Source organism: Streptomyces sp. NPDC014861, assembly GCF_043081625.1.
In the GTDB taxonomy this organism is placed as follows: Bacteria; Actinomycetota; Actinomycetes; order Streptomycetales; family Streptomycetaceae; genus Streptomyces.
The window spans coordinates 94,023-107,419 of record NZ_JBIBWV010000022.1; the positions used below are offsets into that span (position 1 = coordinate 94,023).

Consider the following 13,397-nt stretch of genomic DNA (forward strand, 5'->3'; position numbering starts at 1 on the left):
CGGAGTCGTTCCGGGGGCGCCTTCGTGCGTGGGGTCAGTGCTCGACGTGGTCGGCGAGCTTCTGATCCCTGAGGAGGAACCAGGCGGCCACGGCGGTCGCGAGGAGGACGGCCGCGCCGACGCCCGCGGCGATCCGGAGGCCCTCCACGAAGGCGTCCTGGGCCGCCGTCACCAGCGCCTGGGCGCTGGCGGGGTCGAGGGCGCCGGACGCCTCGACCGCGCCGCCGAGCGAGTCGTGGGCGGCCGCGGCGACGTCGGACGGGACGCCGGCCGGAGTGGCGAAGCCCCGGTAGACGCCGGTCACGATGGAGCCGAGGACGGCGATGCCGAGCGCGGCGCCGAGCTCGTACGCCGTCTCGGAGACGGCGGACGCGGATCCGGCCTGCTCCTTGGGGACGCTGGAGAGGATCACGTCGGCTGTGACGGTGAAGGCGAGTCCGGCGCCGATGCCGACGACGAGCAGGCTCGCGCCGAGGATCGGGTAGTCGGTGGTGCGCCCGATGACGGTCAGGACCGCGAGGGCGAGACCGATGGCGGCGAGGCCGCCGGCGACGGCCGTGCGGACCGAGAACCGGCGGGCGAACCGGCCGGCGAGCAGACCGGCCGTGACCGAGCCGATGGCGGCCGGCAGTTCGGCGAGGCCGGCCTCCAGCGGTGCGCGGCCCTGGACCAGCTGGAAGTACTGGGACAGGAAGAACACCAGGCCGGCGAGGCCGAGGATGGTCAGCAGGTCGGCGAGGACGGCGCCGGAGAAGCCTCGGTTGCGGAAGAGGCGCATGTCCAGGAGCGGGGCCGGCAGGGTGAGCTGACGGCGGACGAACCAGGTGAGGCCGCCGGCGCCGACGAGCGTGGCGACGGCCACGTCGAGGGTGAGGCCGTGCGAGGCCAGTTCCTTGACGGCGTAGACGACGCCGATCATGCCGACGAGGGAGAGACCGACGCTGGGCAGGTCCCACGGGCCCGGGTTCGGGTTCTTCGACTCGGGGATGAACTTGACGCCGACGACGACCAGGACGGCCATCACGGGCAGGTTGATGAGGAAGACCGAGCCCCACCAGAAGTGCTCCAGGAGGAAGCCTCCGACGACCGGGCCGACGGCGGCACCGGCCGAGGCCATGGCGCCCCAGATGCCGATGGCGAGGCTGCGCTCGCGCGGGTCGTGGAAGAGGTTCCGGATGAGGGCCAGGGTGGACGGCATCAGGGTCGCGCCGGCGACGCCGAGCAGGGCGCGGGCGGCGATCATCATCTCGGGGCTGGTCGCGTAGGCGTTCAGGACCGAGACGGCGCCGAAGGCGACGGCGCCGACGAGGAGCAGCTTCTTGCGGCCGATGCGGTCGCCGAGGCTGCCCATGGAGACCAGCAGACCGGCGATGACGAAGGAGTAGACGTCGCCGATCCACAGGAGCTGGGTGCCGGAGGGCTTCAGGTCCTCGGAGAGGAACGGCGTCGCCAGGCCGAGCACGGTGGCGTCCACGGCCACGAGCAGCACGGCCAGGACGAGCACGGCGAGGGCGAGCCACCGGCCGGGACGGCGCACGCCCCCGATATGGCTCTCGTGCTGAACGGTTTCGGTGATCACTTCTCCACGCTCCTGCGCGCTCCGCCGAGCAGCAGCTCGGCGATCATGTAAGAAAAGTCGTTGGGGGCGACCCGCCCGTCGGCGACGGCCCAGGCTCCCGAGCCGATCAGCCCGTAGAAGGCCTCGCACAGCCAGGCGGGGGTCAGGTCGATCCGGAAGGTGCCCTCCTCCTGGCCGCGCCGGAAGAGCTCGACGAGCCGGGCGTCGAGCCGGGACCAGCCCTCGTTCTGCGCGTCACCCTCGAACAGCTGGTTCTCGGTGACGAGGAAGGCGAGCAGCGGGGCCGCGGGCTGCGAGGCGGTGACGAGCCGGCGGACCGCCTCGTCGGCGGGTCCCTCCTCGATCCGGGCCGCGTCGAGCGCGGCCTCGGCCTCCTCGATGCACATCTCCTCCAGCGCCCGCACGAGCGCGTCCCGCCCGGCGAAGTGCCGGTGCAGGGTCGCCCGGCCGATGCCCGCGGCCCGGGCGACCTCGTCCATGGTGGCGGTCGCCTTGCGGGAGAGCAGGGTGGCGGCGGTGCGGAGCACCTGGGTGCGGTCGACTGACATGAGACGACCATACACCACATGAGACATGAATGTCTCATGTGGAAGGGTGATGCCTCAGGCGAGATGGCGACGACGGCGCGGTGACCTGCCGGGGGACCCTTGTCGGGTGGCCGGGGGTGGCGGTCTTTACGAGGCGGGCGCGGCGAGACTCCGTGGCCGGGCGGGGCGATGTTCGGTGGCCGGGCGCGGCGAGACTCCGTGGCCGGGCGTGGCTATGTTTGGTGGCCGGCCTCGGCGAGACTCCGTGGCGGGGCGCGGCGAGACTCCGTGGACGGGCGCGGCGATATTCGGTGGCCGGGCGCGGCGATCGCCGCGATGATCGCCGAGGCCGTGGGCGGAGGTCCGCCCGGCCGAGGACGCGAGCGATGAGGTGGACGCGCTGCTGGACGCGTACGACGAGCAGGTCAGGGGACATGTTCCGGAACGGGCGCCGACGGGGTCCGTGATCGAGCGGGACGGGCCGGTGGTCCGGTGCCATCACGGCACGCACGGCACCGTTCGGCACTCCCCGCTGGGTCGGGAGACCGGGCCGGCGGAGGTCGACGCGCTGATCCGCCGGCAGCAGGCGGCCTTCGCCGCCCGGTGCGAACCGGTCGAGTGGCGGGCGTACGGCCACGACCCGGTCCCCCTGGACGGGCCGCTGCGCGCCGCCGGGTTCGCGCCCGTCGGGCCGCCCCGGATCCTCCTCGTCGCCCGGATCGACGAGCTGACGGGCACGGCGGCACCGGCGCGGGGCCTGCGCGTGCGCCGGCTGGACCGCCGCCACCACCGGACGCGGGGGCTCGACCGCCTGGTCGCGGCCCGCGGTCCGTACCCGCGCGACCTGGCGGACCTGCGCGAGGACCACGGAAACCTGCTGTGCTGGGCCCTGAACGTGCAGCTGCTGGAGGCGGAGACCCGCGTCCTCGGGGCCGGCTGGGCGGAGGCCGTCGGGTCGACGGAGTTCGTCGCCGTCCGCGGCATGACCGGCCCGCACACCGAGTTCCTGCCACGCTGGGTCGCGTGGGCCCGCGACAGCCGGGCCCTCCACCTGGGCACCGGCAAGGCGCCGGAGCGCCGCCACTTCACCGCCGAGGCGCCGGAGGGGCCGATCCTGGACGCCCTCCTCGCCGCCGGATTCCACGCCGTGTCGAGCATGCGCGCCTACCGCTGGAGCCCGCCCGGCCCACCGCCCGCCGCGCGGCGCCCGGTGTCCATGCTGCTCGACGACCCGGAGCACACCGCGCTCTGCGACGCCTTCCGGGCGGACTTCTCCTTCAAGCCCGGCCCCGCCTCCTGCCCGGGCATCGAAGAGCCGCCCGACTCGGTCACCTGGCACGTGGGCGACATCACCGACACCCGGCACACACCGCTGCGGGACCTCCCCGGCGACCACCGGGTGGCGCGCGTCCAGGACATCGTCGAACGCGGGCTGCGCGCCCGCGTCCGGCCCGGCGAGCAGCTCTACGCGGTGAGCTGGTGGCACCAGGGCTACCGGTTCGACCCCGCCCGCGTCGGCGGCCCCGGCAGGCCGGCCTGGCCCGGGGCGGTGTGCGGGGAGGGCGAGTACCACAAGCTCCTCACGCGCGACCTGCGCATGGGCACCTTCTGGCACCCGTGGGAGGAGTCCCTGTGCGTCTTCGGCGCCGAGCTGCTCACCGAGGTCGAGGACGAGCTCACGGCCGAGCTCGGCACGGTGATGCGCCGAGGGGGCCGCAACACCGGGAACGTCTGGACGTTCGGCTGAGGGGCACGGGCCCGCCGGGGCCCGACAGCCGTCGAGAGCCGGCCGGACCGCTCCGGCCGGCTCTCGACGGCGGCGTTCATCGGGGGCGGCTCCGACCGGGGGTCACTCCCGCCCGGCCGCTACTTCTGCTTGGCGGTGGCCCAGGCGTGCTGGACGACCAGATCGGCCTTGACCTCGATGAGCTGGACGGCGACCGCGGAGGGGGCGGTGCCGCCGCGGCCGTCGCGGGAGGCGAGGGCGCCGGCGACGTTGAGGACCGAGCGGACCTCGGGCGTGAGGTGCTCGGAGATCTTGGCGAACTGCTCGTCCGTCAGCTCGTCCAGCTCCTTGCCCTCGGACTCCGCGACCTTCACGCACTCGCCGGCCACCTCGTGGGCGACCCGGAAGGGGACGCCCTGCTTGACCAGCCACTCGGCGATGTCGGTGGCGAGGGAGAAACCGGCCGGGGCCAGCTCCTCCATGCGCTCCCTGTTGACGGTGAGGGTGGCCATCATGCCGGTGAAGGCGGGGAGCAGGACCTCCAGCTGGTCGCAGGAGTCGAAGACGGGCTCCTTGTCCTCCTGGAGGTCGCGGTTGTAGGCGAGCGGGAGGGCCTTGAGCGTGGCCATGAGGCCGGAGAGGTTGCCGATGAGGCGGCCGGACTTGCCCCGGGCGAGCTCGGCGATGTCCGGGTTCTTCTTCTGCGGCATGATCGACGAGCCGGTGGAGAAGGCGTCGTGGAGGGTGACGAAGGAGAACTCCTTCGTGTTCCAGATGATGATCTCCTCGGCGATCCGGGAGAGGTTGACGCCGATCATCGCGGTGATGAAGGCGAACTCGGCGACGAAGTCGCGCGAGGCCGTGCCGTCGATCGAGTTGCCGGCCGAGCCGCGCTCGAAGCCGAGGTCCTTGGCGACCGCCTCCGGGTCGAGCCCGAGGGAGGAGCCGGCGAGGGCGCCGGAGCCGTACGGGGAGACCGCCGTCCGGGTGTCCCACTGGCGCAGCCGCTCGGCGTCCCGGGAGAGGGACTGGGCGTGGGCGAGCACGTGGTGGGCGAAGAGCACCGGCTGGGCGTGCTGGAGGTGGGTCCGGCCGGGCATGGCGACGTCCGGGTGCGCCTCGGCGAGGCCGACGAGGGCGTCCTGGAGGTCGGCGACGAGCCCGCCGATGATCCGGGCGTGGTCCCGGAGGTACATCCGGAAGAGGGTGGCGACCTGGTCGTTGCGGGACCGGCCGGCCCGCAGCTTGCCGCCGAGCTCGGCGCCGAGGCGCTCCAGGAGGCCGCGCTCCAGGGCGGTGTGGACGTCCTCGTCGGCGATGGTGCCGACGAAGGAGCCGTCGGCGACGTCGGCCTCCAGCCGGTCCAGGCCGGCCAGCATCCGGGTCAGCTCGTCCTCGGTGAGCAGCCCCGCCTTGTGGAGCACGCGCGCGTGGGCCCGGGATCCGGCGATGTCGTAGGGCGCGAGACGCCAGTCGAAGTGGACGGAGGCGGAGAGCTTCGCGAGGGCCTCGGCGGGACCGTCGGCGAAGCGGCCGCCCCAGAGCCGGACGTCACCGTTGTTGCTGCTCACTTCTGGTTGCTCCTCGCCTCGATGACCGAAACCCGTAACAATGCATGAGTATGCAGAACTCTGCATGATTCGTCAATCGGGTGCCCGGTGGACGACAACCCCGGACCGGGTGGCGGGCCCCGGGGTACGACCCGCCGCCCGACGACGACCGGACGCCGCCGGACCCCACGCACACCCTCGTGCGGGAGAACGCCCGCCGCACGGCGAGGACACGGCCTCCGAGGCGGGCGCGGGCGGTGCCGTGCCGTGCCGAGACCCTGCTCCCCGCCGAGGCGGACGCCGAGCGGAAGGAGCACCGCCGGGCGGCCCCCGGCGGGTGAGCCCCGACCACCGCCGGGGCCGCCCCCGGCGGGTGAGCCCCCTCCCCGCCCCGGAAAACCGCGCGCGGGTGCGGCCCCGGGGCGTCTAGCCTCCGCGCATGACGAACGAGGCGGAGTCGCGGCGGGCGGCGGTACGGCGGCTGGGGCGGGGGCTCCCGCTGGAGCGGGTGCTGGACGTGACCCGGCCGAAGGCGTGGGCCGATCTCGACGAGGACGTCCGGCGGGCGGTCGCCCACGGGGAGCGACGGCCGTCGCACGACTGGCTGACCGGAGCCTCGGGCCCCGGGTGGCGGCGGCTGTGGCGGAAGCCCTCCGCGCCCGCCCCGGCAGCGCCTTCGGAGGCGCGGCTCGCGCTCGCCCTGTGCGACCCCGACGGGCGGATCCGGGAGGCGGCGCTGCCGTACACGGCGGGTCGGCCGGAGCTGCTCCCGCTGGTCGCGGTCCGGACCTCGGACTGGGCGGGGCCGGTACGCGCGCGTGCCCTGGACCTGCTGCGGGCGGAGCTGCCCACCGCCTCCTGCGGGACGCTCGCCGTCACGGCGCCGGTGATCCTGCGGCTCGCCGGCCGGCGGCGGGGCGGGGAGGCCGTCGCGCTGCTGGACGGGCTGCTGCGCACCCAGCCGGGAGCGGCCGTCACCCGGCTGCTCCTCGGCTGCAGCGACGCGGCCACCCGGCGGGCCGCCCTCGCCGTCGTCCTCGACCGGGGGCTGTACGACGGACTCGGCCTGGCCCTGGTGGCCGCCGGGGACCACGACCCGGTCGTCCAGGAGCGGGCCGCCTCGGCGGCGGTGGCGGCCGGCGTGCCCGACGCGACCGTGCCGGTCCTGCTGGGCGCCCGCTCCGGACGCGTGCGGGCGGCGGGGGTGACGGCGCTGCGCGGCGCCGGCCGGCACGCGGAGGCGGAGCCGTACCTCCTCGACCGGTCGGGGCGGACGCGGGCCTGCGCGCGCTGGGTGGTGCGGCAGGGCGGGGGCGATCCGGCGGGCGTGTACCGGGCCGCCTGCGCGGGGGCGGACGTGCCGGACCGTGCGCCGCTCGGGCTCGGCGAGTGCGGGACGCGAGCCGTGGACGCGGCCCTGCTGCGGGAGCTGACCGGGCATCCGAACGGCAGGGTGCGGGCCTCGGCGGTGGTCGGGCTGCGGCTGCTCGACGCCGTGGACCCGCGGCGGATGGAGGAGTTGCTGGACGACCCCGAGCCCGGCGTCGTACGGGAGGCGGCACGTGCCCTGCGCCCGTGGGGCGGCGGGAGCGGGCGGCCGTGGGGCGCGGCGACACGGCTCTCCCGCCGCGAAGGAGAATGACCTCATGGGAAAAACGTATGAACGTATCGAAGGGCGGCTGCGCGCCTTCATCGAGGACCAGCCCGTCTACTTCGCCGCCACCGCGCCCCTGTCGGGCGACGGGCACGTCAACCTCTCCCCCAAGGGACGGAAGGGCACCCTCGTCGTCCTCGACGAACTGACCCTCGCCTACATCGACTTCGGCGGCAGCAGCGCCGAGACCGTCGCCCACCTCCGCGAGCCCGGCAACGGCCGGATCACCCTCATGTGGACGGCCTTCTCCGGCCCGCCGACCGTGGTGCGGGTGCACGGCACCGGCGAGGCGGTCCTCCGTGACGACCCGCGCTGGCCCGAACTCTTCGCCCGTTTCCCCGAGGAGGCGGTCAAGGACCAGATCAGCGCGCGGGCGATCGTCCTGGTGCACGCCCGGCGGGTCAGCGACTCCTGCGGCTTCGCGATCCCGCTGATGGATTACCAGGAGGAGCGGACACTGCACGCCGAGTTCTTCAACCGGAAGACGGACGACGAGTTCAACGCGTACTGCGAGGGCAAGGAGCACATCGCCACCAGCCTCGACGGGCTGCCCGCCCTGCCGCTGCCGCTGCCTCCGCTCCCCCACTCGGGCCACTGACGTGGCGGGGGGGTGCGCGGGCGGCCTAGCCTCGCCGCCATGCGTACCCTCCTCGCGCTCGGCGGCGCGCTGCTCTGCCTGGCCTCGGCCCCGGCTCTCCCGGCAGGTTCCTCGGTGCACTCCACCGCGGTCTCCCCAGCGGCTTCCGCGGGGGTTCCGCTGCCCGCGCGGATGGCGGACACCGGCGGAGGCTCCCAGCTGATCACCGCCGTCGCCGCGGACACGCGGGCCACCACCGGCACCGTCACCTGGTGGGACCGGCGCGGCGGGCGCTGGGTGCGGGCGGGGTCGGCGCCGGCCCGGTTCGGCGCGAAGGGCCTGGCCGAAGGGGCCACCCGCAGGCAGGGCACGCACACCACACCGACCGGCCTCTTCGACCTGCCGTACGCCTTCGGCATCCGCCCGGCGCCGCCGGGCACGGCGTACCGGTACGTGCGGGCCGGCCGGGACTCGTGGTGGTGCCAGGACAACGACTCGCGCGCGTACAACCGCTGGGTCGAGGGGCTGCCCGCGGACTGCCGGCCCGCGGAGGCCGAGCACCTCGTCGCGTACGGGACGCAGTACGCGCACGCGCTCGTCATCGGCTTCAACTACGCCCGCCCGGTGCGGATGCGCGGCGCCGGGATCTTCCTGCACGTGAACGGGCGCGGGGCGACCGCCGGTTGCGTCTCCGTGCCGGCCGGCGCGATGCGCGCGATCCTCGCCTGGGCGGAGCCGGACCGGCGCCCGCACATCGCCGTCGGCACCCGGCGGGGCGCGACGGCGATCACGCGGTACTGAGCGGGGCTCAGTTGCCCTTCTGCGCCAGGCGCAGCAGGTGGTCGGCGAGGGCCTGGCCGCCGGTCGGCTCGCGGGAGATGAGCAGCAGGGTGTCGTCTCCCGCGATGGTGCCGAGGATGGCGTGGAGCTCGGCCTGGTCGATGGCCGACGCGAGGAACTGGGCGGCGCCCGGCGGGGTCCGCAGCACGACGAGGTTGGCGGACGCCTCTGCGGAGATGAGGAGTTCGCCGGAGAGGCGGCGCATGCGTTCCTCCTTGGCGGACTCGCCGAGCGGGGCCTGCGGGGTGCGGAAGCCGCCCTCGCTGGGGACCGCGTAGATCAGCTCGCCGCCGGTGTTGCGGATCTTCACCGCGCCGAGCTCGTCGAGGTCGCGGGAGAGCGTCGCCTGGGTGACGCTCAGCCCGTCGTCCGCGAGGAGCTTGGCGAGCTGGCTCTGCGACCGCACCGGCTGCCGGTTGAGGATGTCGACGATCCTGCGGTGGCGTGCGGTGCGGGTCTGCGGGACCGACGGCCCTCCGGGCTCGTTCCCCTGCGCGTCGGTCATCGTCGCCTCATTCTCCGGTTCGTCCTGGCCCGTTCACCTCGTCGAGAACGGCCGGCAGGGCCCGGACGAAGCGGTCCGCCTCGTCGTCGGTGAGGACCAGCGAGGGCATGATCCGTACGACGTCGGGGGCGGGCGCGTTCACCAGGAGGCCGGCGTCCTGAGCCGCCTGCTGCACCTGGGGCGCGAGGGGCTCGGTGAGCACGATACCCAGCAGGAGGCCCGAGCCACGGACATGGGAGACCAGCGGGTGCCCGAGACCCTCGATTCCGGAGCGCAGCCGCTCGCCGACGGACTTGACGTGGTCGAGGGCCGCGTCGGCGCCGAGGGTGTCGAGGACGGCGAGACCGGCGGCGCAGGCGACCGGGTTGCCGCCGAAGGTGGTGCCGTGGTGGCCGGGGGCGAAGAGTTCGGCGGTCGCGCCGAAGGCGACGGTGGCGCCGAGCGGGAGGCCGCCGCCGAGGCCCTTGGCGAGGGTGACGACGTCGGGCTCCACCCCTTCGTGGGCCTGGTACTCGAACCAGTGGCCGCACCGCCCGATGCCGGTCTGCACCTCGTCGAGGACGAGGAGGGTGCCGGTGGCGCGGGTGATCTCCCGGGCGGCCGTGAGGTAGCCGGCCGGCGGGACGACGACGCCGTTCTCGCCCTGGATCGGCTCGATGATGACGAAGGCCGTCTCCTCGGTGACGGCGGCGCGCAGTGCCTCCGCGTCGCCGTACGGGACGTGGGTGACGTCACCGGGCAGCGGCAGGAAGGGGCCCTGCTTGCCGGGCTGGCCGGTGAGGGCGAGGGAGCCCATGGTCCGGCCGTGGAAGCCGCCGTCGGTGGCGACCATGTGGGTCCGTCCGGTGAGCCGGCCGATCTTGAACACGGCCTCGTTCGCCTCGGCGCCGGAATTGCAGAAGAAGACCTTCCCGGGGCGGCCGAAGAGCGACAGGAGCCGCTCGGCGAGGGCGACGGGCGGTTCGGCGACGAAGAGGTTGGAGACGTGGCCCAGGCTCTGGATCTGCCGGGTGACGGCCTCGACGACGGCCGGGTGGGCGTGGCCGAGGGCGTTGACGGCGATGCCGCCGACGAAGTCGAGGTACTCCTTGCCGTCGGCGTCCCAGACCCTGGCGCCCTCGCCGCGGACCAGGGGCAGGCGCGGGGTGCCGTAGTTGCTCATGAGCGAGCCCTGCCACCGCTGGGTCAGCTGTCCGTTGGTCATGATTCCCCCTGTCCGTCCGGCACGACCATCGTGCCGATGCCCTCGTCGGTGAAGATCTCCAGCAGGATGGAGTGCTGGACGCGCCCGTCGATGACGCGCGCGGTGGTGACGCCGTTGCGGACGGCGTGCAGGCAGCCCTCCATCTTGGGGACCATGCCGCTGGAGAGGTCGGGCAGCAGCTTCTCCAGCTGGGTGGCGGTGAGGCGGCTGATGACCTCGTCGCTGTGCGGCCAGTCCTCGTAGAGGCCCTCGACGTCGGTGAGGACCATCAGCGTCTCGGCGCCCAGCGCCGCAGCGAGTGCCGCAGCCGCCGTATCAGCATTGACGTTGTAGACATGTCCGTCGTCCTCGGAGCGGGCGATGGAGGAGACGACCGGGATGCGGCCGTCGTCCAGGAGCGCCCGGATGGCGCCGGTGTCGAGCGCGGTGATCTCGCCGACGCGGCCGATGTCGACGCGTTCGCCGGCGATCTCCGGCCGGTGCTTGACGGCCGTGATGGTGTGGGCGTCCTCGCCGGTGAGGCCGACGGCGAGCGGGCCGTGCTGGTTGAGCAGTCCGACGAGCTCGCGCTGGACCTGGCCGGCGAGCACCATGCGGACGACGTCCATGGCCTCCTCGGTGGTGACCCGGAGGCCGGCCTTGAACTCGCTGACAATGCCGTGCCGGTCGAGGGCGGCGCTGATCTGGGGGCCGCCGCCGTGCACGACGACGGGCTTGAGGCCGGCGTGGCGCAGGAAGACGACGTCCTGCGCGAAGGCGGCCTTCAGGTCGTCGTCGATCATGGCGTTGCCGCCGAACTTGATGACGACGGTCTTGCCGTGGTGGCGGGTGAGCCAGGGCAGGGCCTCGATCAGCGTCTGGGCCTTGGGGAGGGCGGTGTGCTTCCGCGTGGCGTTGGTCATGACGAGTACGCGCTGTTCTCGTGGACGTAGTCGGCGGTGAGGTCGTTGGCCCAGATGACCGCGGACTCGGTGCCGGCGGCGAGGTCGGCGGTGATGACGACCTCCCGGTAGCGCATGTCGACGAGGTCGCGGTCCTCGCCGACGGAGCCGTTCCTGCACACCCAGACGCCGTTGATGGCGACGTTCAGCGCGTCGGGCTCGAAGGCGGCGGCGGTGGTGCCGATGGCGGAGAGCACCCGGCCCCAGTTGGGGTCCTCGCCGTGGATGGCGCACTTGAGGAGGTTGTTGCGGGCGATGGAGCGGCCCACCTCGACGGCGTCGTCCTCGGTGGCCGCGTTGACCACCTCGATGCGGATGTCCTTGCTGGCGCCCTCGGCGTCGCCGATGAGCTGGCGGGCGAGGTCGGCGCAGACCTCCCGGACGGCCTCGGCGAAGTCGGCCCGGGCGGGGGTGACGCCGGAGGCGCCGGAGGCGAGCAGGAGGACGGTGTCGTTGGTCGACATGCAGCCGTCGGAGTCGACCCGGTCGAAGGTGAGCCGGGTGGCGTCGCGGAGGGCGGCGTCGAGGGCCTCGGCGTCGACGTCGGCGTCGGTGGTGAGGACGACGAGCATGGTGGCGAGGCCCGGGGCGAGCATGCCCGCGCCCTTCGCCATGCCGCCGACCTTCCAGCCGTCCTTGTCCGCCACGGCGGTCTTGTGGACGGTGTCGGTGGTCTTGATGGCGATGGCGGCCTTCTCGCCGCCGTGCGCGGAGAGTTCGGCGGCGGCCTTCTCGACGCCCGGGAGGAGCTTGTCCATGGGGAGGAGGACGCCGATGAGGCCGGTGGAGGCGACGGCGACCTCGCCGGCGCCGACCTCCGCGCCCTGCCCGCTGAGGACCTCGGCGACCTTCTCGGCGGTGGCGTGGGTGTCCTGGAAGCCCTGGGGGCCGGTGCAGGCGTTGGCGCCGCCGGAGTTGAGGACCACGGCGGTCAGCTCGCCGTCGGCGAGGACCTGCTGGGACCAGGTGACGGGGGCGGCCTTGACGCGGTTGGACGTGAAGACTCCCGCGGCGGCACGACGGGGACCGGTGTTGACCACGAGGGCCAGGTCCGGATTGCCGTTCGACTTGATCCCGGCGGCGATCCCCGCCGCCGTGAATCCCTGCGCTGCGGTGACGCTCATGGAGCGACTCCAATCGTGGAGAGTCCGGTGTCCTCGGGAAGGCCGAGGGCGATGTTCATGCTCTGGACCGCGCCGCCCGCGGTGCCCTTGGTGAGGTTGTCGATGGCGCTGATCGCGATGATCCGGTGCGCGTTCGCGTCGTACGCGACCTGGATGTGAACGGCGTTGGAACCGTGGACGGACGCCGTGGCGGGCCACTGCCCCTCGGGGAGGAGGTGGACGAAGGGCTCGTCCGCGTACGCCTTCTCGTAGGCGGTGCGGACGGCCTCGGCGGTCGTGCCGGGCTTCGCGGCGGCGGTGCAGGTGGCGAGGATGCCGCGGGGCATCGGGGCCAGGGTCGGCGTGAAGGAGACGGTGACCCGCTCGCCGGCCGGCCCGCTGAGGTTCTGGATCATCTCGGGGGTGTGCCGGTGGCCGCCGCCGACGCCGTAGGGGGTCATGTTGCCCATGACCTCGCTGCCGAGCAGGTGCGGCTTGAGGGCCTTGCCGGCCCCGGAGGTGCCGGAGGCGGCGACGATCACGGCCTCCGGCTCGGCGAGCCCGTGCGCGTACGCCGGGAAGAGGGCGAGCGAGACGGCGGTGGGGTAGCAACCGGGCACCGCGACGCGCTTGGACCCCTCCAGCGCGGCGCGGGCACCCGGCAGTTCGGGGAGGCCGTAGGGCCAGGTGCCGGCGTGCGGGGAGCCGTAGTACGTCTCCCAGTCGGCCGGGTCCTTCAGCCGGAAGTCGGCGCCCATGTCGACGACGAGGACGTCCGGGCCGAGCTGCTCGGCGACGGCGGCGGACTGGCCGTGCGGCAGCGCGAGGAAGACGACGTCGTGGCCGGCCAGCTCCTCGGCGGTGGTGGGCGCGAGGACGCGGTCGGCGAGCGGCAGCAGGTGGGGCTGGAGTCCGCCGAGCTTCTGTCCGGCGTTGGAGTGGCCGGTCAGGGTGCCGATCTCGACGTGGGGGTGGGCGAGGAGAAGGCGCAGGAGTTCCCCACCCGCGTATCCGCTCGCGCCCGCGACTGCTGCTCGTACCGTCATCGAAACCCTCCTCATAGATGGCATGACTATACGCGGCGTCGTAGTTTTATGCAACGACGGTGCCGCCGTGCGGGCCGGAGCCTCTCCTCGAGAGTGCCGGGCGGGGCCAGGGGGCACACACCGCGTTCGGCGAATTTGATAGCCA

At 73.8% G+C, this 13,397-nt stretch carries 12 protein-coding genes; 4 read left to right on the forward strand and 8 right to left on the reverse strand.

Annotation, left to right across the window (positions count from 1 at the left end; translation table 11 throughout):
- Nucleotides 1–34: 34 nt before the first annotated feature.
- Both ACF1BN_RS30530 and ACF1BN_RS30535 read right to left on the reverse strand, forming a co-directional pair.
- Nucleotides 35–1,579, reverse strand: coding sequence for an MFS transporter (locus tag ACF1BN_RS30530; protein ID WP_392334821.1), 1,545 nt, complete (start codon nt 1,577–1,579; stop codon nt 35–37).
- Nucleotides 1,576–2,127, reverse strand: coding sequence for a TetR/AcrR family transcriptional regulator (locus tag ACF1BN_RS30535; protein WP_392334822.1), 552 nt, complete (start codon nt 2,125–2,127; stop codon nt 1,576–1,578). Before ACF1BN_RS30535 ends, ACF1BN_RS30530 begins: the two co-directional genes overlap by 4 nt.
- Nucleotides 2,128–2,497: 370 nt before the next feature.
- Here ACF1BN_RS30535 and ACF1BN_RS30540 point away from each other — a divergent pair, with 370 nt between their 5' ends.
- Nucleotides 2,498–3,853 (forward strand): DUF2716 domain-containing protein, encoded by a 1,356-nt coding sequence (locus ACF1BN_RS30540; protein WP_392334823.1) that lies wholly within the window; start codon nt 2,498–2,500, stop codon nt 3,851–3,853.
- 119 nt (nt 3,854–3,972) lie between these two features.
- Here the strand turns inward: ACF1BN_RS30540 and argH are convergent, their stop codons facing one another.
- Nucleotides 3,973–5,403 (reverse strand): argininosuccinate lyase, encoded by a 1,431-nt coding sequence (gene argH, locus ACF1BN_RS30545; RefSeq protein ID WP_392334824.1) that lies wholly within the window; start codon nt 5,401–5,403, stop codon nt 3,973–3,975.
- Nucleotides 5,404–5,821: 418 nt separating this feature from the next.
- Here argH and ACF1BN_RS30550 point away from each other — a divergent pair, with 418 nt between their 5' ends.
- The 3 genes from ACF1BN_RS30550 to ACF1BN_RS30560 are packed head-to-tail and all read left to right on the forward strand — an operon-like array spanning nt 5,822 to nt 8,414.
- Nucleotides 5,822–7,024, forward strand: coding sequence for a hypothetical protein (locus tag ACF1BN_RS30550; RefSeq protein ID WP_392334825.1), 1,203 nt, complete (start codon nt 5,822–5,824; stop codon nt 7,022–7,024).
- Between the two features lie 4 nt (nt 7,025–7,028).
- Nucleotides 7,029–7,634 carry a pyridoxamine 5'-phosphate oxidase family protein gene (locus tag ACF1BN_RS30555; RefSeq protein ID WP_392334826.1) on the forward strand — a complete coding sequence of 202 codons (606 nt, stop codon included), beginning with the start codon at nt 7,029–7,031 and terminating at the stop codon, nt 7,632–7,634.
- 39 nt (nt 7,635–7,673) lie between these two features.
- Nucleotides 7,674–8,414 carry a L,D-transpeptidase gene (locus ACF1BN_RS30560; RefSeq protein ID WP_392334827.1) on the forward strand — a complete coding sequence of 247 codons (741 nt, stop codon included), beginning with the start codon at nt 7,674–7,676 and terminating at the stop codon, nt 8,412–8,414.
- 7 nt (nt 8,415–8,421) lie between these two features.
- Here the strand turns inward: ACF1BN_RS30560 and ACF1BN_RS30565 are convergent, their stop codons facing one another.
- Genes ACF1BN_RS30565 through argC form a run of 5 tightly spaced genes read right to left on the reverse strand, consistent with a single transcriptional unit; the run spans nt 8,422 to nt 13,252 of the window.
- A complete protein-coding gene (locus tag ACF1BN_RS30565; protein ID WP_360315468.1) occupies nt 8,422–8,958 on the reverse strand; it encodes an arginine repressor in 537 nt (178 codons plus the stop codon).
- Nucleotides 8,959–8,965: 7 nt separating this feature from the next.
- The gene (locus ACF1BN_RS30570) at nt 8,966–10,162 is read right to left on the reverse strand and encodes an acetylornithine transaminase (RefSeq protein ID WP_392334828.1); all 1,197 of its coding nucleotides are present in this window, start codon (nt 10,160–10,162) and stop codon (nt 8,966–8,968) included.
- The gene (gene argB / locus ACF1BN_RS30575; protein WP_392334829.1) at nt 10,159–11,064 is read right to left on the reverse strand and encodes an acetylglutamate kinase; all 906 of its coding nucleotides are present in this window, start codon (nt 11,062–11,064) and stop codon (nt 10,159–10,161) included. The genes ACF1BN_RS30570 and argB overlap by 4 nt, the downstream gene beginning before the upstream one ends.
- Nucleotides 11,061–12,227 carry a bifunctional glutamate N-acetyltransferase/amino-acid acetyltransferase ArgJ gene (gene argJ, locus ACF1BN_RS30580; RefSeq protein ID WP_392334830.1) on the reverse strand — a complete coding sequence of 389 codons (1,167 nt, stop codon included), beginning with the start codon at nt 12,225–12,227 and terminating at the stop codon, nt 11,061–11,063. The genes argB and argJ overlap by 4 nt, the downstream gene beginning before the upstream one ends.
- Nucleotides 12,224–13,252: an N-acetyl-gamma-glutamyl-phosphate reductase gene (gene argC / locus ACF1BN_RS30585; protein WP_392334831.1), complete on the reverse strand. Its 1,029-nt coding sequence runs from the start codon at nt 13,250–13,252 to the stop codon at nt 12,224–12,226. Before argC ends, argJ begins: the two co-directional genes overlap by 4 nt.
- Nucleotides 13,253–13,397 lie beyond the last annotated feature (145 nt).

What these genes read in the sequence shown, in the direction of transcription:
- ACF1BN_RS30555 (WP_392334826.1), top strand. Translation starts at nt 7,029, where the DNA reads ATGGGAAAAACGTATGAACGTATCGAAGGGCGGCTGCGCGCCTTCATC.
- ACF1BN_RS30535 (WP_392334822.1), bottom strand. Translation starts at nt 2,127, where the DNA reads ATGTCAGTCGACCGCACCCAGGTGCTCCGCACCGCCGCCACCCTGCTC.
- argJ (WP_392334830.1), bottom strand. Translation starts at nt 12,227, where the DNA reads ATGAGCGTCACCGCAGCGCAGGGATTCACGGCGGCGGGGATCGCCGCC.
- ACF1BN_RS30565 (WP_360315468.1), bottom strand. Translation starts at nt 8,958, where the DNA reads ATGACCGACGCGCAGGGGAACGAGCCCGGAGGGCCGTCGGTCCCGCAG.
- argB (WP_392334829.1), bottom strand. Translation starts at nt 11,064, where the DNA reads ATGACCAACGCCACGCGGAAGCACACCGCCCTCCCCAAGGCCCAGACG.
- ACF1BN_RS30560 (WP_392334827.1), top strand. Translation starts at nt 7,674, where the DNA reads ATGCGTACCCTCCTCGCGCTCGGCGGCGCGCTGCTCTGCCTGGCCTCG.
- argC (WP_392334831.1), bottom strand. Translation starts at nt 13,252, where the DNA reads ATGACGGTACGAGCAGCAGTCGCGGGCGCGAGCGGATACGCGGGTGGG.
- ACF1BN_RS30570 (WP_392334828.1), bottom strand. Translation starts at nt 10,162, where the DNA reads ATGACCAACGGACAGCTGACCCAGCGGTGGCAGGGCTCGCTCATGAGC.
- ACF1BN_RS30550 (WP_392334825.1), top strand. Translation starts at nt 5,822, where the DNA reads ATGACGAACGAGGCGGAGTCGCGGCGGGCGGCGGTACGGCGGCTGGGG.